This window comes from Ktedonobacteraceae bacterium (assembly GCA_035653615.1).
Classification (GTDB): domain Bacteria; phylum Chloroflexota; class Ktedonobacteria; order Ktedonobacterales; family Ktedonobacteraceae; genus DASRBN01.
This window is the reverse complement of sequence record DASRBN010000011.1, coordinates 14,291-35,921: the sequence shown is the minus strand read 5'-3', so window position 1 is coordinate 35,921 and position 21,631 is coordinate 14,291. Positions and strand designations below refer to the sequence as shown.

Genomic DNA, 21,631 nt, shown 5'->3' with positions numbered 1-21,631 from the left:
CCACAGCTCACGAGGCAGTTTCAGTTCGTCCCCGGCGCTGGCTCGCATCACCCACCAGCTCTCTGAAGCCGGAGCGCAAACCTACTTCCCTCGATCAATGCTACGTATGATATTGTTAAGAATGAAGGTATACTATGCGGGGCAGTTTGTCAAGTCGCGCCATGTAGCTTTCATCCGTCTCTCTCCGTCTGATATACTGAAACCAGATACTATCTCATCATGTAAGGAAAATAGAACGAATGACGCGCGTACTTTCATATAATATCCTCGTTGGTGGTCGACCTCGCATTGATCAGATAACTACGATGATTCGATCTGCTGACCCTGATGTTGTTGGCCTTGTCGAGGCCACGAATCCACGGGTCGTTGAAACGCTGGCAGAGCGGCTGGGCATGGAATACCGGATGAGCGCCAGCGGGCAGCATAGCACGGATTGGCAGGCAGCCGTACTCAGCCGTCTTCCCATTGTGCGAACGCAGGTGCATACACGCCCTGATATCCTGACAAAGCCACTTTTAGAGGTGTGTGTTGAGGAAAAGGATGGCAGTCAGCTTACGGTCTTTGTGACGCACCTGACGGCATCTTTTAGTCATGGACGAGCCGGCGATAGCATCCGGCGTACTGAAGTGCGTGAAATTTTGCGCATCATGGCCCCCTTACAAGGAACGCCTCATCTTTTGATGGGCGATTTCAACGCGCTCGCGCCAGGAGATCGCTTGAAAGGCAGCGCGTTGCTGGGCTATCTCGCGATGTTGGATCGGCGCTACAAGCAAGATGCCCTGGTCAACAGTGGGCATCCCTACCTGAATTTTGTGGTACCTCCTGCTTTCCACATCTTCAACCCGCTGCTGCGAGCTATCCCTCGCAGCAGGATATTATCGGCGATTTTTGACGAGCTGGTGACGCTGTATGCGCCGCGCGGCAGCATTGACCTGTTACTGAAAGCGGGCTATACCGACAGTTTTCGCTATACGAACCCGCGCGCCTCCGGATTCACCTGTCCTGCGGGCGCACCTGCCGGTCGCATCGATTATATCTTTGCCAGCCCAGAAATGACGCGACGTCTCACGTGCTGCAAGGTAATCACCGGGGGAAATGGTATTGCGGGGGAGAAAGCCAGCGATCACTATCCCGTACTCGCTGAGTTTGGAGAGCGCGCGCAGAATGCCCCGTACGACAGGAGTCGGAAAGATATCGAAGAATTAGATGTGTTCCAATAAAACGCCTGTTTTATTGGAACACATCTTTTGTCTTTTCAAACAAGTTGCGGAAGATGTTTTTGTCGTTTTGTTCGGCCTGTTCGCGTTCCAGGCGAGCAAACTCCTCGAGCAGGCGTTTCTGCTCCGAGGTCAGGTTGGTGGGCGTTACCACTTTCACGATAACGTGCTGGTCGCCGCGAGCGTTGCTATGCACAACCGGCACACCCATACCCTTGAGACGGAACGAGCGATTGCTTTGCGTGCCTGCCGGAATCTTGAGCATTGTCGTCTTGCCATCGACAGTAGGCACCTCAACTTCGTCGCCAAGCGCTGCCTGCGTAAAGCTAATCGGCAGTTCGTAGAGGATATCGTTGCCCTGGCGTTTGAAGAACGGATGCGGCTTGACCGTAAGAATCACATACAGATTTCCCGGCGTCCCACCGCGAGCGCTTACCTCGCCCTCGCCTGTCACGCGCACATTGATGCCGTCATCCACGCCGGCAGGAATATTGACCACCACGCGGCGATTGTTGCGCACGCGTCCCTGCCCGCGACACTTCTCACAAGGCGTCGTAATCACGCGCCCCTCGCCGTGGCAGCGTTCGCACATCGTCACGTTGACAAACTGCCCAAAGATCGACTGCTGTACGCGGCGAATCTCGCCCGTGCCCTGGCAGGAGGAACAGCGAGCCGTGGAAGTGCCAGGTTGCGCGCCACTGCCGCGACATACTGAGCAGGTCTCCCAACGCGGCAGTTCAATCTCTTTCTGGCAACCAAACACCGCCTCTTCAAAGGTAATCGTCAGTTCATATTTGAGGTCCGCGCCTCGCTGCATGCCTGAACGGCGCTGCGAGGTCGTAGCACCCGCGAAAAATGTTTCAAAAAGATCATTGATCGAGCTGAATCCGGCAAAGTCACCGAAGCCCGCTGTCCCCGAACCATTCACGCCCGCGTGCCCATAGCGGTCATAGGCAGCTCGCTTTTGCGGATCGCTCAATACTTCATAAGCTTCATTGATCTCAATAAAGCGGGCTTCCGCTCCCTGCTCTTTATTGGCGTCGGGATGATACTGCTTGGCAAGACGACGAAAGGCCTTCTTCAGTTCCTCTTCGCTCGCGCTGCGCGATACACCCAGTACCTCATAATAGTCTCGTTTATTCGTGGCCATCGACCGGTCCTTTAAAGTGAGCAACAGGGCGCGGCTCTTTCCGCGCTGCCAGGTTTAAAACTGCTTTTCCGTGCTTCATTCCATACTACATTGTTTTTTCAGGTATAGCAAGACTAATGACTTGCTATACCTGAAAGATTCCTCTGGACCATATATCAGAGTAGGAGATACATTCCTAAACAAGGACAGTTCTCCCATTATTCCCCTACATCTCTTTGTATTCACCCTCGATGGTATCATCGTGAGGGCCGCCCTGGTCAGAGGGGTTACCCTGATCCGCACCACCACCGAAGTCGGCTCCCGGACCACCGGCGCCAGCACCGGCCTGCCTGTAGATGGACTCGCTGATGCGATGGAAGGATTGCTCCAGCGCCTCACGCGAGGCTTTGATGCGAGCCACATCATCGGTTGAGAGCGCGGCCCGGATGTCGGCAATTTTGGACTCCAGTTCGCTCTTTTGTTCCGCGGTAATCTTGTCACCCAGGTCCGAGATGCTCTTTTCCGCACGGTAGGCTGCGCTATCGGCCAGGTTGCGCTCCTCGACCTCTTCCTTGCGCCGCTTGTCTTCGGCAGCGTGGGATTCGGCGTCGCGTACCATACGGTCGATCTGGTCTTTAGAGAGGCCGCTGGAAGCTACGATGGTAATCTTTTGCTCGCGCCCGGTGCCCTTGTCGCGTGCCGAAACGTTCACGATGCCGTTGGCGTCGATATCGAACGTTACCTCGATCTGCGGGATGCCGCGAGGAGCGGGTGGAATACCATCCAGGATAAAGCTGCCCAGCGAGCGATTGTCCTTGGCGAACTCGCGCTCGCCTTGCAGGACGTTGATCTCTACGCTCGGCTGGTTGTCGCTGGCAGTCGAGAAAACCTGGCTCTTTTGCGTTGGAATGGTTGTGTTGCGCTCGATCAGGCGCGTAAAGACACCGCCCAGCGTCTCGATACCCAGGGAGAGCGGGGTGACATCCAGCAGCAGGACATCCTTGACATCGCCGGTCAGCACGCCTGCCTGGATAGCAGCTCCAACGGCCACCACTTCGTCAGGGTTCACGCCGCGATGCGGGTCGCGATCAAAAATGCGGCGTACCAGGGTCTGCACCGCCGGCATACGCGTCTGGCCGCCAACCAGCACGACTTCGTTGATATCTCCAGGACGAATGCCTGCATCAGCGAGCGCCTTCATGACGGGACCACGCGATTTCTCGATCAGGTCTTCTACCAATTGTTCCAGCTTTGAGCGGGTCAGCGTCATGTTCAGGTGCTTAGGGCCGCTGGCGTCCGCCGTGATGAACGGCAGGTTGATTTCCGTCTGCATCGAGCTGGAGAGTTCCTTTTTGGCCTTCTCCGCTGCCTCTTTCAAGCGCTGCAAGGCCATGCGATCCTGCCGCAGGTCGATGCCCTGCTCCTTGCGAAACTCATCGGCCATCCAGTTGATGATGCGCTGGTCGAAGTCATCGCCGCCCAGGTGTGTATCACCGTTGGTACTCTTGACCTCGAAAACGCCATCGCCGAGTTCCAGGATCGAGATATCGAATGTGCCACCACCAAGATCATAGACGCCGATACGCTCGTCCTTTTTCTTGTCCAGGCCGTATGCCAGCGATGCAGCTGTCGGCTCGTTGATGATACGCAGGACTTCCAGGCCGGCGATCTTACCGGCATCTTTGGTCGCCTGGCGCTGCGCGTCATTGAAGTAGGCCGGAACGGTAATCACAGCCTGCGTCACACGCTCTCCGAGATAGGCCTCGGCGTCGGTCTTGAGTTTCTGCAGGATCATGGCCGAGATTTCCGGCGGGCTATACTGCTTGCCCTGCACCTCTACCCAGGCATCGCCGTTGCTTGCCCGCACCACTTTATATGGCACCAACCGCCGGTCGCGATCCACTTCAGGATCATCATACTTGCGACCCATGAAGCGCTTGATGGAGTAGATGGTGTTCTCAGGATTGGTGACAGCCTGGCGCTTTGCCACCTCACCGACGAGCCGCTCGCCATTCTTATTCATTGCTACGATGGAGGGAGTGGTGCGTGCCCCTTCCGCGTTCGGAATAACGACAGGCTCACCGCCTTCCATGACGGCGACGCACGAGTTGGTTGTTCCCAGATCGATTCCAATAACCTTTGGCACAGTTGCCTCCTAAAAATGTATAGTGTATCAATTGTTTATTATAAATGCGTAGGGGCGACCCCGAATGGGTCGCCCAACCTGAATCGGGCGCGACCCCTACTCACTCGTCAAATCCATAGACTTCAGCCAGTAGCTCGTTCATTACCTGGGTCATGTAGCGCACTACGGCGATGGCACGTCCGTATTGCATGCGGGTAGGGCCGATGACGCCCAATAAACCGCCGATCTTGCCCTCATGTCCATAGCGGGCTACAACCAGGCTGACATCCTTCATCTCATCCCACTCGTTCTCACCGCCGATGATCACCTGCACGCCGTCGGATTCGCGCAAGTGTGAGGCAAGGGCTGGAAGGAAACGATTTTGCTCCAATACTTCCATCACTTTACGCACGCGTTCGCTGCGCTCTTCTTCCGGTCCCATGCGGCTGTACTCCGGCTGCTCCAGGATATTGACGACGCCTTCGCGGTAGAATATGTCGCCCAGCGGGTCGCCATGTTGCTCTAGAATACGTGCGATGGTGCTGCCGATCAGATGCTCTACCGGCGAAAGTTCATTTTGTTCGAGTATCTTTTTTACCTCGCCAGCACTTTTTTCCTGGAGAAGCCTGTTCAAACGATCTGCTGATGAGCTTAATTCTTCCTGCTCGATCGGATACTCCAGGAGCAATCGTTGCTGCTTTACCGTTCCATCCGTCAGCACGAGCACCAGGTGAGCGGAAAGTTCGGTAACGGACAGCACCTCGAAGTGCTTTAGCCGTCCCTCATTCGCTCGTGGGGGTGTCATGACTGCCGCGCTGTGCAACAAACGCGCCATAACCGAAGCGGTCAGGCGCACCCACTGATCCAGCTGGTCCTGCACCTGGTAGAACTGGTGGCGAATGAGGCGCTGCTCATCCAGCGAGAGCGCCGATTCCTGCATGAGATGCTCCACAAAATAGCGGTATCCCAGGTCAGTAGGAACGCGCCCGGCGGACGTATGCGGCTGGTAGATGAGATGCCCTTCCTCCAGCCCGGCCAGCTCATGACGAACAGTAGCGGAACTGAAACTCAGACCATATTTACGCACCAGGGTCTCAGACGCAACAGGTGTAGCAGTGTGGATGTATTCTTCGACAAGTGCGCGCAGGATTTGCTGCTTGCGCGGGCTCATTGGCATCATATGCTCAGATATCCTCACGGCATCCAGTAGTAGATAAAGGTATGATACTTCGTTTGTCAAGGATGATTGCTAGCACTCTCACCATGAGAGTGCAAGTACAGAATAGCACTCGGCAGCCGTGTTTGTCAAGGGTTTAAAGCAGAGGTACTATAGAGCAACAGAAGACCCCCTCAATATTGAGGAGGCCTTCTGTTGCTCGCGGCGCTATATGAGAGAAATGACTATGGTGTTTGTGTTCCATTTTGATTCCCGTTCCCATTGTTACCACTTATGGGCTGGGGAATATCGCTCATCAGCATCCAGTCGGTATAGCCACTTCCATAGAGGCCTGTCTGTGCCGAGACGGTTTGCTGAAGCACTCCAGGAGGCACCTGGAACTGTCCTGGCGGTAAAATGGTTGAAATGTTGCCGCATGGCAGGAGCGGGTCGCCCTCGCAATGACCGCTCACGCGTTCGATCACGCTGTGCCAGATAGGCGCGGCACCCGTGATACCAATGACGTGATTGTACATGATGCTATTGTCAGCATTGCCGGACCAGACTCCTACTACCACATTTGACGTATAGCCAAGCGTCCAGTTATCTCTGAAGCTGTCGGTCGTGCCAGTTTTGGCCGCTACTGCCGGGTGAGTACCGTTCGGCAGTGTCCAGTCCCACATGGAAAGCACATGATCAGTTTCGAACTCGTAGCTGCGGGCATTCTCGTCGGTCAGCATCGAGGTAATCAAAAAGGCGATCTGTTTGCTGATTACCTGCACGCCTTGAGGATGGCTGGGGTCAAAATGGTAGATATGGTCTCCATAGTTGTCCCAGATATCCAGGACGCCCTGCGGTGGAACGCGCACGCCCTGGTCGGCAAAGACCTGGTAGGCGCCTACCATCTGGAGCAGGGAAACTCCAGCAGTTCCGAGCGCAAAAGCAGGGCCCAAAGTTTTCGGGTCTATTCCTGTTATGCCCATGCGTTCTGCCGTTGTCAGCACGTTTTGCGTGCCGGCATACATGAGGGCCTTGATTGCCGGGATGTTGAACGAGTTCTGCAGGTCCATGTGAATGGGCCATTTTGTGTTGTTATAGCTGCCGCCGTAATCGGAAGGCACGTAAGCGATTTTCGTAGGATCACCACTCTGCGGTCCATAATACTTGGGGAAGTAGGTCTTCACATCTGGCAGCACGATTCCGGGGTACCATCCCATCTCGAATGCCGTCGCGTAGACGATGGGTTTGAAGGATGAACCGGGCTGGCGCGGCGAGAGGGCGGCATTATATTGTCCATCAATTCTAGGATCGTTAGAATTAAAGTTTGCGCTGCCGTCCATAGCCAGAATTTCGCCGTCATGCGCGTTCATCACCACTACCGCGGAATCGTTGACATTCTCGACAGTATTAAGCGGCCCATCACCGCCTACAAGGGGCTGGTATTCCGGTTCATCCAGATGACGATGCACGGCATTCTCCACGAAGGATTCCAGGTTCGAGTCTATAGTGGTGCGAATGTTGAATCCGCCCGACAGAAACAGGTGTACTCCAACCTGCGGATCGCCATTTCCCAATGCCGTCTCCAGCTGCGAAATGATCCAATCCACGAAATGTGGGTCCTTTTTAAAATAGTGATAGCCGGGGAACGTCATTTTGGCCGTCAATGCTTCTGCCTGATTCACCATGTCCTGTGTGATCGGACCATAATCCTGGATCTGATCTCCCAGCCCAAGGTTTATGTCCATATGTAGCGCGAGCATCTGGCTTAAAACATACTGCTGGCGTAAGAGCGCCTGCTGTAGATTGCTGGAACTCACGGTTGGGTCGTAAGCAGGCGGATCCTGCGGCATGCCGGCCAGCAACGATGCGCGTGCCAGCGCCAGGACAGGATCAGGATGGCCATTCTTATCAAGGGCCAGGTTGACGATGGCCGGGGTGCATTTGAAGTTCTTATCGCAATGCGGTTTCAGGCCAAAGAAGTCCTCGACAGCCGCTTCGACGCCAACATCTTGCGCGCCGAAAGGAGCGACATTGAAGTACATCTCCAGGATTTTCCACTTGGGATACTGCTGCGTCAGACCGATTGCCAGCGCTGCTTCGGGAATTTTACGTTGCAATGTATCCTGGGTATTGCCCGTCAAGTTCTTCACTAATTGCTGTGTAATCGTACTGGCGCCGCTCTGAATCTGGCCCGATGATACGTTCTGAGTGGCGGCGCGGATAATCGCCAGCGGATTGATGCCCGCATTATCCCAAAAGGTATTGTCTTCTGCCGCGATCATTGCGTCCTGCATGACCCCTGGAATTTGATTATAAGCAACAGGAGTGCTGCGTCCTGCACTATCATAGGCATTAAAGAGGAGTACGCCGTTGCGGTCGTAAATATGCGTGGTCTGGTCAACTCCCACCCGTGATGCCAGTCCCTGGACTTGCGGCAGCTGACTCTGATAGTAAGCGTAGGCCGCGGCAGTTGCCCCCGATGAAGCGATGACCAGCAGCAGCGCGAAAACAGTAGCTACGATAGCCCAGATTTTTTTACTATTGGGCCGGGCGCGTTTCCAGCGTGCTCTGCGGTGGCGCATACGCATCGAGATGCGTACCGCCCGCGAACGTTGCCAGCGTTCCGAGCGCCTGTGTAGATCAGGCGGCGTAGGTGGATGATACAGGACGAGCGGCTCCTGGGGAACATTGACATTGCGGGCTGCTACTATTTTACCGGACCAGCTGCGCACCATCTGTACCGCGTTTGATAACAACGAGGGCGAGGGCCATCCCTGTGGTGAAGGCCATCCTTGTTGTGGTGGTTGCTGTGGCGGCGCAGATGGCACAGGCATGGGTGAATAAGAAGGTGGCCCTTGCGTCTGAGAATTAGCAGGAGGAGAATATTGCTGAGGTACCTGGAGTTGTTGCCTGGCGTAATCGCGTAACAGGCTTCCTGCCGGGCGGTTTTGCTGGTATCCATTTCCGGCTTCGGGTTGATATCCATTCGAATATTGTTGATTGTCGAAGTTATTGCTCATTACAGATTTCCTTGATATCGTCAATATCTTCTAGTGCGGATGCCGCCAACCCCCAGCTGGTGGCATCTCTAAGTCTCTCGTCCTTTGTCTTTCTAAAAGAACGAAGCGCTTGCGTAGTTTCCGGGAAAAACAAACTTTTATCCTCCCCTCGCCATCCCTCTCCAGAAGCTTGGTAGAAGCTTCGACTTGATTATCTCAACGCTGGAACATAAACAGGTTAACAGAACTACCTATTTTGGCTACAGCATAGGTGAGGCCAGGGATTCTTCGCTACGCTCAGAATGACAGGCCCGGAGGCACCTGGCTGCGCTCGGGCCTGTCATTCTGAGCGTAGCGAAGAATCCTGTGCCCAGCCTTGAGATACCGCGTGCTTTCCTGGTCCTGGCCACTTCTGGGCAATCACCAGTATTAAGTGACTATACAGAAGGCTGGAAATCTTGTAGAATAGGGCACGACTCACAGCAACCAGGCTCCTATGAGTGAGCGGGGGCAACTTTGAGGGAAAAATCTTTCGTAAGGATGGACAAGCAAGATGGAAGTGTCTGATTCACCCTCGCACTACTATCCCTCTGACGCGCTGTCATTAGACGAACTGGCCTACTGGATTGCTTTCAACCGCGTGCTCGGCATAGGCCCCGTCCGTTTCAAGTTACTGCTCGATTTCTTTCACGATGATGCCGCTGCGGCATGGCATGCCGGTAGCAAAGAACTGGCACAGGCGGGCCTGGAGCCGAAGATCATTGAACGTTTCCTGAAGCAGCGCGCCGCCATCATACCGCAGCGGGAGCTTGAGCGCCTGGACAAATTACACATTCGAGTAATTACCTGGAAGGACAAAACGTACCCTGCGCTGCTTAAAGAAGTCGATGCTCCGCCGCCCGTACTCTATATTTATGGCACTTTTACAGAGGCCGATCAATTCGCGCTGGCTGTGGTTGGCACGCGCAATTCGACCACCTACGGCCGCCAGGTGACCGAGCAGATGGTGAGCGACCTCGCCAAGGGTAAGGTTACAGTCGTGAGCGGATTAGCCCTCGGCATCGACACCATCGCCCACACAGCGGCGTTGGATGCCGGTGGTCGCACGATAGCGGTGCTGGCGAATGGCCTGGACACCATCTATCCGCCCATCAATCGTGGCCTGGCTCGTCGCATCGTAGAATCAGGTCAGGGAGCCTTAATTACGGAATATCCGCTGGGAGTTCAGCCCGAAAGCGGCAATTTTCCTGCTCGCAATCGCATCATCTCCGGTCTTTCGCTCGGTGTACTGGTCATCGAAGCGCCCGAAAAAAGCGGGGCATTGATTACCGCCAACTTTGCCCTGAAGCAGGGGCGCGAGGTCTTCGCCGTTCCCGGCAGCATTCTCTCCAGCAGGAGCAAGGGCGTTAACCGCCTGATCCAGGACGGTGCCCGCCCGGTGATGGACGTGAAGGACATTCTGGAGGCTCTCAATCTCTTCATGATCCCGCAACATATCGAGATGCAGGCGGCGCTACCGGAGAATGCCGAAGAGCGTGTGCTTCTGGATTTGATCGGCCACGAGCCGCGCCACGTGGACGACCTGATTCGTGAATCGGGGTTGGCGACCACGACGGTTACTGCCACGCTAATGATGATGGAATTGAAAGGGATGGTGAGGCAGGTGGGGGGGATGCAGTTTGTACTGGCGAGATGAAAGGAGCAAAGAGGCTATGGCTTCGCAAACCACAAAAACGACCGATCCGGCCATCCAAACCACCCTATCATTGTTACAAGATTTTTTCGGCTCCGCGGAGGTGCCTGCCTTTGCTGTGCGGCTGTGGGAAGGAACGGTCTGGCAATCAAAGCCGGAAGCGGATGAGCCACCCCGTTTCACACTGGTACTCCAGCATCCGGGGGCCCTGCGGAAGATGTTCCTGCCGCCCAGCGAACTGAATCTGGGCGAGGCGTATATTTACAATGACTTTGATATCGAGGGGGATATCGAAGCCGTGTTTCCGGTAGCGGATCAGATCATGGATGAGCGTTGGGGAAAGATGGCGCAGGTCCGCTATGGGAAACGGTTGTTGAGCTTGCCTCGCACAGGCCAACCTCGCCCTGGCGATTCAGGCGCCAGATTGCGGGGCGCGTTGCACTCGAAAGAGCGCGATAAGCAGGCCATCTCCTATCACTACAATCGTTCCAATGATTTCTATGCGCTCTGGCTGGATCAGCACATGGTCTACTCTTGCGCCTACTTTGCCAGTCCCGATGACGACCTGGATACAGCCCAGCAGCGCAAGCTCGAGTATATTTGTCGCAAGTTGCGCTTGCGCCCGGGAGAGCGTCTGCTGGATATCGGCTGCGGCTGGGGTGGATTGGTGATCTATGCCGCGCAACATTATGGCGTCGACACCTATGGCATTACCTTGAGCCAGGCGCAAGCAGACCTGGCGCAGGAGCGTATCCGGCAGGCGGGTTTAACCGATCGCTGCTGCGTGGAGATGCGCGATTATCGCGATGTGAACGAGGAACACACCTATGAGAAAATTGTGAGCGTGGGTATGTTTGAACACGTGGGTGAGGCGCTGCTGCCCACATATTTTAAACAGGCGTGGCACCTCTTGCGACCGGGCGGAGTCTTCCTTAACCATGGAATAGCCAGTGTGATGACCGCAACCGCTTTGCAGGAATCATCCTTTAACCAGAAATATGTGTTTCCAGATGGTGAACTGGTGCCGATCAGTACAACATTGCGCATAGCCGAGGCAAGCGGCTTCGAGGTACGCGACGTTGAAAGCCTGCGCGAGCATTATGCGCTCACGCTGCGCCATTGGGTCAAACGATTGGAGGCTCATGCCGAGGAGGCGCGCCACTATACCAACGAGGTCACCTATCGTATCTGGCGGCTATACATGGCCGCATCGATCCATGCTTTCAAAACTGGCCGGACGAACATTTATCAGACGCTGCTGGCTAAACCTGACCATGGCGATAGCCGACTGCCTCTGACGCGCGGCGATTGGTATGTCTGAAAGAGCCGTATTGACTCCATAGCGCATTGATCTAGGGAAAACAATTCAGCGTATCTCTCACATGGATAAGACACGCTTATCCTGCGTTTGTTGAGGATACTTAAAAGGAACAGCGCTTGATAGATTCACCCTATCAAGCGCTGTTGATTTTTCTCGGCCCTGTTGGAAGGTCGCCGCGATTAACCCATCGTGACGGTTACCGTCAGTTTGGTCTTGGGATTCTGGTTGGGTATGGTGTAAACGTAGGTTCCAGCTCCACCGTAGTAGATGTAGTTGACCTGACCTGGTGTCTGGCTGAAGAAGTAGCTGCCATTCAGGTAAATGTCTACATTTTCATTGGACTCGTTGGTGATGGTGTTGCAGGCCTGACCCTGAACCTGGGTGCAGGAGAGCTTCTTCGGCTTGAAGACCGGTTTCCCTTTCTTGTTATCCTTGATGTTCGAATTCGGCGTGCCGGATAGCGGCGTGGTGCCGACTTTGAACGTGACACTATGTGCCGGAGATGCTACAGCCTGCGCGCTCGCGGTGAGCGTCATAAAACCCATGGAGAGCATAGCCAGCAGCGTACTAAGGACGACGGTAAGCAGGAATCGTTTTTGGAGCATGTTTCTTCCTTCCTCCTTGAAGAAATATTTCCCCCTACGAGGTTGCAGATCGAACCTCATGGATATATTATACGACAAAAATCGCCAAAAATCATCCCCTTTTTGCTTGTCTAATCAAGCATTTTACATTTTTAATTCTTGTGTAAATGTATATATAAGTTATTTTCATCCTGGAAGGCTTTTTTGCTCTCTTAAAAAACGAGTAGCGTTCATTTGCTTCGTTTTGTACAAAATTGCAACCAGCCCTTAACCGCTTCTTAACCACTTTACCCTTTCGTATCTGAGCGCTTTCTTCCATAATTGTATCTGATACCCGATAAACGCTGTTGGCTATTGGACCTGGCTTCTCATGTGAGATTGAAATTATTTTCGAAAGTGAGATGGTCGCATGCGCATTACTTCTCGCTCAAAGATGAGCATTATCCTTTCGCTCGTCACTATCCTGGCTGTCGCCGGCGGATTTGCGGTGACGGGTTTTTTCCATGGTCCATCGACCCTGGCTCATGCTGCTGGCAATCCGTACTCGGTCAGCCAGGGAGCGGTGAGCGCGGTAATCCGGGCGGACTTAACTAGCTCGAAAGGCTCTTCCGCGTCTTCTCATTCCGATTTCTCTGCGATCAAGGTCAATCGCCCTACCCGTAAAGGTAGCACAGGTAGCGCGAATGGCCTGCCGGAAGCGCCGGCATCACCGTCAGGGAATGGGCACTCGTTGTTGCAGAATTTCAATGGACTGAGTGGAGTTGACAGCTTCAACGTGAACGGCAGCACTGTTGAACCCCCCGACCAGGGCCTCTGCGTCAATGGCGATTACGTGCTGGAAGAAGTGAATTCCGTTTTCGCGCTTTACCACCGCAATGGTACGCTCGCTTCCGGGCTGATCAGTATGAATAGCTTCTTCGGCGAGTCGCCATCCGAGTTCACCAGCGATCCGCGCTGCTATTTTGATCCTACGACGCAAGCCTGGTTCAGCACTATTCTCACCATCGACCCGAATAACAAGCATTCGCATTTTGATATCGAGGTCAGTACGAATGACAATCCGCTCAAGTCGGCGGTGGTCTATAAAATCGATACGACCGACAATCGCGATCCTGGTTGTCCTTGCTTTGGTGATCAGCCGCTCTTTGGACTTGACCAGTTCAATTTCTATGTCAGCACCAACGAGTTCTCGATCCTTGGGCCGCAGTTCAACGGCGCGCAGATTTACGCGCTCGATAAAGCGGCTCTGGTACACAATACGAAGGTCAATTATGTGCATTTCGGCAACCTGAATATCGGTGGTACTATTGCGGCTTCGGTACAGCCCGCCATCAATCATGGCGATGTCAACGCCGAATACTTCTTGAACTCGCTTGACCCCAATGGAACATTCGATAATCGCATCGGTGTCTGGGCCATGACCGGCCGCGATAAGGTAGGGAAAGGTGGCGTGCCAGATCTCAGCAGCGTGGTGATTACTTCGGAAACCTACGGACTGCCACCGAGCGCGCAAAGCCCGCATAATGAACTGCTCAATACCGATGATGATCGCATGCAGCAGGTGCAGTTCATCAATGGGCAATTATGGTCCTCTTTGACCACGGCCATCACGATTCCGGGTGATACGCAGATTCGCTCGGCGGCAGCGTGGTTTGAAATCCAGCCCCATTTGAAAGGGAATGTCATCGGCGGTGCTAACGTAACGAACCAGGGATATGTAGACATGCTGGGCACCTATCTGATGTATCCGGCAATTCAGGCGAGTCCCGATGGCACAGTAGTCATGACCATGAGCCTGTCAGCAGCGCAGGTATATCCCAGCGCGGTCTATACCGTCATGCCGTCAGGTAAGACCGGTTTTGGAGCCGTGCAGGTAGCCGCTGCCGGAGTTTACCGCGTGCGTGAATACGCCTGCTTACCCAAATTAGGTGGCCTGTGCCGCTGGGGCGACTATTCGGCGGCCGTCATTGATCCATCGAACAATGGCAAGACCATCTGGATGGCAACCGAGTATATTCCAGGGCCGGGATATACACATACGAACTGGGGAACTCGCGTCATGGAGATACAGGCATAACTTTGCAGACAGGTTAATTTCTAGCCTCCTCCTTCTTGAGTTGCTCCTTTCGCTAAAAACGAGGAGGGCCTCTGATGTAACAGATCACTGGCCCTCCTCGTTTTTTAGTAGAGAGAGCAGTGGGAAGTACCGCTACTGCTAGAGAAATCGCGTGATAGCCTGCTAGTTGGAGCCATAATGATATTCCTTGATCACCTGCTCGACGCGACACAGGGAGTGCTGCGCTTTGCAGGAAAACAGCAACACTTCGATGCTTTTAACCACGATACCAGGCAACTGATCCCTGGCGAACTCTTTGTAGCCGTGCGCGGCGAACGCCGCGATGGCCATGATTACCTGGGCGATGCTGTGAAGCGAGGAGCGGCGGGCCTGCTGCTAGAGGCTCGCTATATGAACGCGCTCTCTGAGGAAGCGCAATTGGCGATACAACAGGCAGGCATTGCTGTCGTCGTCGTAGAAGACACACGCATCGCCTTACAACAATATGCTCGCTTCATTCTGGAGCGCTGGCATCCGACGGTTATCGCCGTAACCGGCAGCACTGGCAAGACCAGCACAAAGGAAGCTATAGCTACTGTCCTGGCCGGTAGCTTTGCCACATTTCGCAGCTGGCAAAACTACAATGACCTGCTGGGATTGCCGCTCTCGCTTGGCCGTCTTGAAGAGCGCCACGAGTACGCGGTATTGGAGATGAGTTGCGATCATCCGGGTGAGATTCAAGACCTGTGTCGCATTGCGCGGCCCCAGATTGGTGTCCTGACCAATATCAGCCCTGCGCAGCTCCAGTATTTTGGCAGCGTTGATCGATTGGCCGCCGAACTGGTTTCCCTCCTTACCCACCTTCCAGAGGAAGGTGTGGCTATCGTCAACATCGATGATGCGCGCATCCGCGATATCATCTCAGGCTCCATGGTAGATTCGCTCGCGAGGTTTATTGTTGCTCCCATCATACCTTTTATGCCGTTGGCGGCACAAAACGTGAAAGTGACGTGGCAGGGCATCCGTTTTGATGAACCTGTCCATCTCTCTTCGCACCTGCTGGGCGCGCATCATATCTCCACTATGCTTGCTGCTTCTACTGTCGGCAGCTATTGTGGCTTGAATCAGGATGACATAGCTCATGCCCTGGCGAATGTATATCCACTGCCGGGGAGACTCAATCCTGTCCCCGGCATACAGGGTTCGATGCTGCTCGACGATACGCACAATGCTACACCCGCGTCGGTGCTTGTCGGGCTGGAAACACTACGAACGCTTCCTTCGGGTCGCCGTATTGCCGTGCTTGGCGATATGTTACGCCTGGGCGACTATGAAGAGGAGGCCCATCGCCAGGCCGGGCAGAAAACCGCCTCGTGCGTCGACTACCTGATTTTGCGCGGAGAGTGGGCGACAACTGTTTCCGAAGCCGCGCAGCAGGCCGGTCTCTCGCCAGAGCGCATCATCATCACCTCAACCCACGAAGACGCTGTAAAAGTAGCGCGGCATTTCATCGCAGAATCCCATGGGGGCCGATTGATCGTACACACCGCCGATTTACCGGCCCAATCCGTTCCTTCCGCCAACCCGGAACTCCTATCCTACGCATCCACCGTCCTCATCAAAGGTTCCGAGGAAACGCGCATGGAGCGAGTAACAGAAATGCTTATGGCGCAACCTGAACAGGCGCCCGAACAGCTGGTGCGCCAGATGCCGGGTTGGAAGCAAATTGTGGTTATGCGCCCCGAGCGGCCTACCTGGGTAGAAATCGACCTGAGCGCCATCGCGAATAATACGCGGCGCATTCAGGCGCTGGTCGGGCCGCGAGTCGGTATTCTTGCCAGTTTGAAAGCCGATGCCTACGGGCATGGAGCGCTGAAGGTGGCGCGTACAGTTTTGCACAATGGTGCCACCATGATCGGGGTGGCGACGGTAAGCGAGGCCGCGCCTTTGCGCGAAGCCGGCATCAATGCGCCCATGCTTGTTTTTGGCTATGTCCCTCACTGGCAAATGCGCGAGGCTGTGCGCCTGGGATTGTCGATCACACTGTATTCGGTGGAAGCGGCCCAGGCGCTCTCGCGTGCTGCTCAGGCCCTGAAAAAATCCGTCAATGTCCACATCAAGGTCGATAGCGGTATGGGGCGATTGGGTATACGTGCCGAGGAACCCGAAAACGTATTACAACTGGCCCAGGAGGTTGAACGTTTGCCCGGGCTTGTTCTGGAAGGTATCTTTACCCATTTCGCGATGGCCGATAGTGCCAATTTAGCTCATGCGCGCCTGCAACTGAATCGGTTCCGGCGCGTATTGGAAGTATTGGAGAGAAAAGGCATCCGCCCGCCTCTGATTCATGCCGCCAACAGCGCGGCGATCTTGAGTTTGCCTGAGGCGCATTTCGATATGGTGCGGCCCGGTATCGCGCTGTATGGTCTGGACCCATCGACGGAGGTGCGCCTGCCGGAAGGCTTTCGGCCCGCGCTTTCGTTCAAAACGCAGGTGGGCCAGGTCAAGCTCATACCGGCAGGGGAATGCATCAGTTACGGCTGTACCTTTACGACGGAACGGCCTACAACGGTGGCGATACTGCCGGTTGGCTACGCCGACGGATTTCGCCGCGCTCCGGCCAACTGGGGTTCCGTGCTGATTCACGGGCAGGAAGCGCCGCTGCTGGGTCGGGTCTGCATGGACCAGTGCATCGTCGATGTCTCGCACATTCCGCAGGCGCGTGTAGGTGACGAGGTAGTCTTGATCGGACGACAGGGACAGGCGACTCTTACCGCCGAGCAGGTGGCGCAGCGATTGGGTACAATTAATTATGAAGTCGTCTCGGAAATCCTGGCACGCGTGCCGCGCGTAGATTGATCTTGTAGAGCCGGAGAAGTAATATGCTGACAGATACAACCGGGGATATTTCGCACGCTTCGGGCGCATCGCATTGTTTTGCCGTCATGATCGCCAATCCCAATTCGGGATCGGGTGTCTTTGTGCATCATACGCATCGCTTGCATGAGACCGCCTCATTTTTACGCAATCAGGGCTGGAGGGTCGAGCTCTGTTACACGCAAAGAGCCGGTGATGCGGAGCAACTGGCTCGCACTGCCGTAGAACAGAAAGCCGACGTGGTAATCGCAGTGGGTGGCGACGGCACCATCAACGAAATCATCCAGGCCCTGGCCGGAAGCGAAACCGCGCTGGGCGTCATCCCTACGGGCACCGTCAATGTGTGGGCGCGCGAAATGGGCATTCCTTTTTATGATGCAGGCGCGCGCGACGTGCTGCTGCATGGGCAGACGCGCTGTATTGACCTCGGCTGCGTCAACGGGCGCTATTTTCTGATGATGGTCGGCATCGGTCTCGATGGCACAATCACGCAGGCCGTCGAAAAAAAGCCGCTCAAACGCCTGGGCATTTTTGGTTATTTCCTCGCCGCTACCTGGTTAGGCCCCGGCTATCAAAGCTTCCCCGTTACTCTTCACAAGAATGGAAAAACTGTGAACATGCGCGCCTTGCAGGTTTTTGTCGGCAATACCCAGCTCTACGCGGGCGCGTTCAAGTTTACCTGGCAGGCGAAGTGCGACGATGGCTTGCTCGATTTATGCATCGTGCGCAGGCGCGGGCCGTTTGGTCGCCTGGTAGTGCTGTGGGACTTCATCCTGCGCCGCGAACATCGCCGTCACTGGGTTCATTACGAAACCTTCACCTCTATTGCGATAGAAACGCCACAGCCGGTCGCCATTCAGGTCGATGGCGAAGCCGCCGGTTATACCCCCGCTACTTTCAGCATTCTTCCTGCGAGCTTAAAGGTTATCGTGCCACAGAAAGTGCCTGCTGACGTATTTTCACAGAACGATAACTCCTGACTACCTGGCATCGCATCAAGCGAGAAAAGTAACTTACTATAGATTGTGTCATAAATATAGAAATATGTCTTGACGACTTGTCACCAATGATATATAATTACCTCATCAGATATTGGATATGGGTAGCATCGAGAGGTATTTCATCTTGCAGATGCTCATGTAGCTTCTTTTAAAGAACAGAGGTGAAATTATGGCAATGCAGCAGCAGAATAATGATGATCAAAGCAGGCATCAGAGCAAGCGTCCTCGCCTGATGATCGATATTAGCCCTGAGTTACGCCGCCGCATCAAGATTGCGGCAGCGCAGAAGGATCTTTCTATCCGTGCATATGTCGAAGATATTCTGGAGCAGGCTGTTCCCGAAGTAGAGGTGAATGAGGAAGAGAGGCCTCGCCCTGATCGCCGTAAATTACTTGAACGGCTCTTACAAATAAGAGAGGAGATCAGACAAGAGCGCCAGGGAGAGCCATTTAGTGATTCTACCGAACTTATTCGAGAGATGCGCGAAGAGCGCTCCAGGTACTTAGGTGAGTTATGAGAAAAAAAGTAGTTGTTGATACAAGTATTGCTATCAAATGGGTGTTGGATGAACCTGATTCCAGTTTAGCACTGGCCTTACTCTTCAAGTGGATTGATGAAGGAACAGAGATACGGGCTCCTGCTCTACTCGCGTATGAGGTTGCTAACGTATTATATCAGCGTGTCCGTAAAGGTGAACTTTCAGCCGAAAGAGCGAAGAAAGGGTTAGAAGATGTTCTACTTATTGAACTTGAGCTTAACCTTGATGATTTCTTAAATCTAGGCAAGAGAGCAATTGAATTAGCCCATCTTTATTCTCTTCCAGCCGCATACGATCCACATTATCTTGCCTTAGCGGAACGCGAGCAGTGCGACTACTGGACCGCAGACACCCGACTCTGGAACGCAATCGGCGGTAAACTCCCCTGGGTACGGCGGCTAGCCGATTATAAAAGCATGCTCCATTGATCTTTCTTTGTACCTGAGGCCGGTTAGATGCCGTATATTACTAAGGAGCAGATTCGTTTGATTACCTGCCCGATTGAAAAACGTCACAAAGTCATATTTTGCCGATTGAAAGGAGCTTGCTATGAAAATGAGCGCGCGCAACCAGCTAAAGGGTACGGTCAAAGAGGTGAAGAAAGGTGCTGTGATGGCCGAGGTAGTCGTTTCGCTGCCGGATGGTCAGGAAGTGGTCTCCGCCATCACGCTCGGCTCGGTTGAGGAACTGGGTCTGAAAGCTGGCGACCAGGTTGTCGCAATCATCAAGTCAACAGAGGTGATGATAGGGAAAGAATAAAAGTAAGCAGAGCAATAAAGATGGCCAGGATGTGCCCTGGCCATCTTTATTGCTCTGCTTACTTTCCTCTCCAACTGAAAGCGATATTGACAACCATGATCGTCAGGCAAATTAAGCCAAGCGCGACCAGGCCGCCAATCAGCGTGAAAACGTTATCTTGCGAACCTGTGATGCCAATGATGATACCGCTAAGAGGCACCAGCATCACTATAGAAACGATTGCCAGGGTCAGGCGCTGGCCTACGCTTGCGACCCTGGAAGTATCTTCCGGTGCCGAAATTTTATGCCCATACGATCCCATGAAAGGGTCCTGTGAATAGCCGGACTGGTAGTTATTGAAAGGTGGGGCTTCCTTCTCACTCCTGCCCTCTTCGTAGTTCATTTGTTGTGACATGCTGTTCTGCTCCTCACGTTTTGCCTGCTTAAGACCTGTTCCATAGTGCTATGTAATCATACGGGCAGGATAGCATAGAGTTGCAGATTACATCATTCGATTTTCCTTACCTTCGATTAAGTCCCCAGCGATCGCGCACGCGGCGCTCTAAGGGACCGAAAACCAGGCTATCGATGGCAACGCCAATTACAATGATCACGACCATCACCGACATGACCTGCGATGCATCGTTGAGGTCGCGCCCGGTTTCCAGCAGATTCCCCAGGCTCAGTGTGAAGAAAAGCAATTCACCGGCCATGAGCGAGCGCCATGCGAAAGTCCAGCCCTGCTTCAGCCCGTTCAAGATCGCAGGCATGGCCGCAGGCATCACCACCTGAGTATAGAGACCTATTCCACGCGATCCCAGGTTACGAGCTGCCTTGAGGTAGATAGGTGATGTGTTCTTGACCCCGGCATCGACTCCGAGCGTGATCGAGAAGAGCGCGCCCATGATTACGACGAAGATGATGGCCTGTTCGGTCAGGCCGAACCACAGGATTGCCAGCGGCAACCAGCACACGCTGGGCAAGGCCTGCAGGCCTAATATCACCGAGCCAAGCGTCTCTTCAACCAGGCGAATGCGCCCTATCAACAGACCCAGCACTAATCCGATAACCAGCGAGATGCCATAACCGATTGCCAGGCGCTCCAGGCTCACCAGAGATGCCTGGAGATAGAGGCCTCCACCTATAAAACCGTTGACCAGCGCGTTCCATACTTCGAGTGGTGTCGGAAACAGGTAATCCGGCCAGATACCGGCTGCGCAGATGGCGTCCCACAGCAGCAGCAGGAGAATATAGAAGATGATGCGCCGTAACCAGGGGCTCTGAGCGATCTGCTTTACGCGCTGGTTCTGTACGACCGTGACGGCGCTAATTGCTTTCGGCATGCTCATCCTCCTCGTCTGTGCTTAGCTCTTGACTCAGGACGGCCATAATTTCCCTTGTCATATCTACTAAGGAATGATCCTCCAATTTGCGCGGGCGTGGTAAATCGACACGGAACTCGCGTACAATACGTCCCGGGCGTGGTGAGAAGACCAGCACGCGGTCGCCAAGCGCCACCGCCTCACGCACATTATGGGTGACGAACAAAACCGTCTTGCGTGTTGCTGCCCAGATCGACTCTAGCTCGGTATGCAAACGGTCGCGGGTTAGGGCATCCAATGCTCCGAAGGGCTCGTCCATAAGCAGTATCGCAGGATCGATCGCCAGCGCCCTGGCGATGGCAACGCGCTGGCGCATGCCGCCAGAAAGTTGATGCACGTAGCTGCGCTCGAAGCCTTTCAAATGCACCAGTTCAATAAAATGCCTGGCTAACGCGGTGCGCTCTTTTTTACTCATACCGGCCTGGCGCAGGCCAAACTCGACATTTCGCTGTACGTCCAGCCATGGGAACAGCGCCGCCTCCTGGAACAACAGCACGCGGTCCGTACCCGGGCCGCTGACTTTGCGTCCATCGGCCCAGATACTGCCACTACTTGCCGGCTCAAGGCCGGCGATAATGCTGAGCAATGTTGACTTGCCACAGCCGCTGGGTCCAAGCAAGCAGATGAACTCGCCGGCTGCCACGTCAATATCTACCGGACGCAGCGCCTCGACTAAGCCGCTGCGTCCCGCGAAGAACTTGGTCACGCCCTCGATCCTTAACGGAATGCCCCCGGGCGTTTGCTGGCCATTGCTGGCAGCATGTTCAGCGTTCTTCGCGTTGCTTGCACTGATCGTTGATTGGAAAAACATGGTA

17 protein-coding genes and 1 other annotated feature (1 of these 18 only partly in view) are annotated in these 21,631 nt (G+C 54.4%); of the genes, 9 read left to right on the top strand and 8 right to left on the bottom strand.

Annotated elements, in window-relative coordinates:
- Nucleotides 1-107: a binding site (T-box leader), on the bottom strand; it reaches 165 nt to the left of the window's first position.
- A 132-nt stretch (nucleotides 108-239) separates the two neighbouring features.
- The gene (locus tag VFA09_06015) at nucleotides 240-1,220 is read left to right on the top strand and encodes an endonuclease/exonuclease/phosphatase family protein (GenBank protein HZU66814.1); all 981 of its coding nucleotides are present in this window, start codon (nucleotides 240-242) and stop codon (nucleotides 1,218-1,220) included.
- Between the two features lie 10 nt (nucleotides 1,221-1,230).
- On the opposite strand, the gene dnaJ is transcribed toward VFA09_06015, so the two are convergent.
- From dnaJ to VFA09_05995, 4 genes are all read right to left on the bottom strand, one after another.
- The gene (gene dnaJ / locus VFA09_06010; GenBank protein HZU66813.1) at nucleotides 1,231-2,367 is read right to left on the bottom strand and encodes a molecular chaperone DnaJ; all 1,137 of its coding nucleotides are present in this window, start codon (nucleotides 2,365-2,367) and stop codon (nucleotides 1,231-1,233) included.
- Between the two features lie 205 nt (nucleotides 2,368-2,572).
- A complete protein-coding gene (dnaK, locus tag VFA09_06005; GenBank protein HZU66812.1) occupies nucleotides 2,573-4,492 on the bottom strand; it encodes a molecular chaperone DnaK in 1,920 nt (639 codons plus the stop codon).
- A 100-nt stretch (nucleotides 4,493-4,592) separates the two neighbouring features.
- Nucleotides 4,593-5,651 carry a heat-inducible transcriptional repressor HrcA gene (gene hrcA, locus VFA09_06000; protein HZU66811.1) on the bottom strand — a complete coding sequence of 353 codons (1,059 nt, stop codon included), beginning with the start codon at nucleotides 5,649-5,651 and terminating at the stop codon, nucleotides 4,593-4,595.
- A gap of 221 nt (nucleotides 5,652-5,872) precedes the next feature.
- Entirely contained in the window at nucleotides 5,873-8,647 is a 2,775-nt protein-coding gene (locus tag VFA09_05995) for a transglycosylase domain-containing protein (GenBank protein HZU66810.1), read from the bottom strand.
- Between the two features lie 532 nt (nucleotides 8,648-9,179).
- Here VFA09_05995 and dprA point away from each other — a divergent pair.
- Nucleotides 9,180-10,322 carry a DNA-processing protein DprA gene (gene dprA, locus VFA09_05990; GenBank protein ID HZU66809.1) on the top strand — a complete coding sequence of 381 codons (1,143 nt, stop codon included), beginning with the start codon at nucleotides 9,180-9,182 and terminating at the stop codon, nucleotides 10,320-10,322.
- Nucleotides 10,323-10,338: 16 nt separating this feature from the next.
- A complete protein-coding gene (locus VFA09_05985; GenBank protein HZU66808.1) occupies nucleotides 10,339-11,640 on the top strand; it encodes a cyclopropane-fatty-acyl-phospholipid synthase family protein in 1,302 nt (433 codons plus the stop codon).
- A gap of 179 nt (nucleotides 11,641-11,819) precedes the next feature.
- Here VFA09_05985 and VFA09_05980 read toward each other — a convergent pair whose 3' ends face one another.
- Nucleotides 11,820-12,245 (bottom strand): hypothetical protein, encoded by a 426-nt coding sequence (locus tag VFA09_05980; protein HZU66807.1) that lies wholly within the window; start codon nucleotides 12,243-12,245, stop codon nucleotides 11,820-11,822.
- Between the two features lie 388 nt (nucleotides 12,246-12,633).
- On the opposite strand from VFA09_05980, the gene VFA09_05975 reads away from it, so the two are divergent.
- The 6 genes from VFA09_05975 to VFA09_05950 all read left to right on the top strand — a co-directional run bounded on the left by VFA09_05975 (nucleotide 12,634) and on the right by VFA09_05950 (nucleotide 19,455).
- The gene (locus tag VFA09_05975; GenBank protein ID HZU66806.1) at nucleotides 12,634-14,301 is read left to right on the top strand and encodes a hypothetical protein; all 1,668 of its coding nucleotides are present in this window, start codon (nucleotides 12,634-12,636) and stop codon (nucleotides 14,299-14,301) included.
- Between the two features lie 177 nt (nucleotides 14,302-14,478).
- Nucleotides 14,479-17,139, top strand: a complete 2,661-nt coding sequence (gene alr, locus VFA09_05970; protein HZU66805.1) for an alanine racemase — start codon at nucleotides 14,479-14,481, stop codon at nucleotides 17,137-17,139.
- A 23-nt stretch (nucleotides 17,140-17,162) separates the two neighbouring features.
- Nucleotides 17,163-18,137, top strand: a complete 975-nt coding sequence (locus VFA09_05965) for a diacylglycerol kinase family protein (protein ID HZU66804.1) — start codon at nucleotides 17,163-17,165, stop codon at nucleotides 18,135-18,137.
- Between the two features lie 190 nt (nucleotides 18,138-18,327).
- The gene (locus VFA09_05960; GenBank protein HZU66803.1) at nucleotides 18,328-18,675 is read left to right on the top strand and encodes a hypothetical protein; all 348 of its coding nucleotides are present in this window, start codon (nucleotides 18,328-18,330) and stop codon (nucleotides 18,673-18,675) included.
- Nucleotides 18,672-19,124, top strand: a complete 453-nt coding sequence (locus tag VFA09_05955) for a type II toxin-antitoxin system VapC family toxin (GenBank protein ID HZU66802.1) — start codon at nucleotides 18,672-18,674, stop codon at nucleotides 19,122-19,124. The genes VFA09_05960 and VFA09_05955 overlap by 4 nt, the downstream gene beginning before the upstream one ends.
- A gap of 121 nt (nucleotides 19,125-19,245) precedes the next feature.
- Nucleotides 19,246-19,455 (top strand): molybdopterin-binding protein, encoded by a 210-nt coding sequence (locus VFA09_05950; GenBank protein ID HZU66801.1) that lies wholly within the window; start codon nucleotides 19,246-19,248, stop codon nucleotides 19,453-19,455.
- A 58-nt stretch (nucleotides 19,456-19,513) separates the two neighbouring features.
- On the opposite strand, the gene VFA09_05945 is transcribed toward VFA09_05950, so the two are convergent.
- The 3 genes from VFA09_05945 to VFA09_05935 form a co-directional block, all read right to left on the bottom strand.
- Nucleotides 19,514-19,849, bottom strand: a complete 336-nt coding sequence (locus VFA09_05945) for a hypothetical protein (GenBank protein ID HZU66800.1) — start codon at nucleotides 19,847-19,849, stop codon at nucleotides 19,514-19,516.
- Between the two features lie 106 nt (nucleotides 19,850-19,955).
- On the bottom strand, nucleotides 19,956-20,777 hold the full coding sequence (locus tag VFA09_05940) for an ABC transporter permease (GenBank protein ID HZU66799.1): 822 nt from the start codon (nucleotides 20,775-20,777) through the stop codon (nucleotides 19,956-19,958).
- Entirely contained in the window at nucleotides 20,761-21,627 is an 867-nt protein-coding gene (locus tag VFA09_05935) for an ABC transporter ATP-binding protein (protein ID HZU66798.1), read from the bottom strand. Before VFA09_05935 ends, VFA09_05940 begins: the two co-directional genes overlap by 17 nt.
- Between the last annotated feature and the right edge of the window lie 4 nt (nucleotides 21,628-21,631).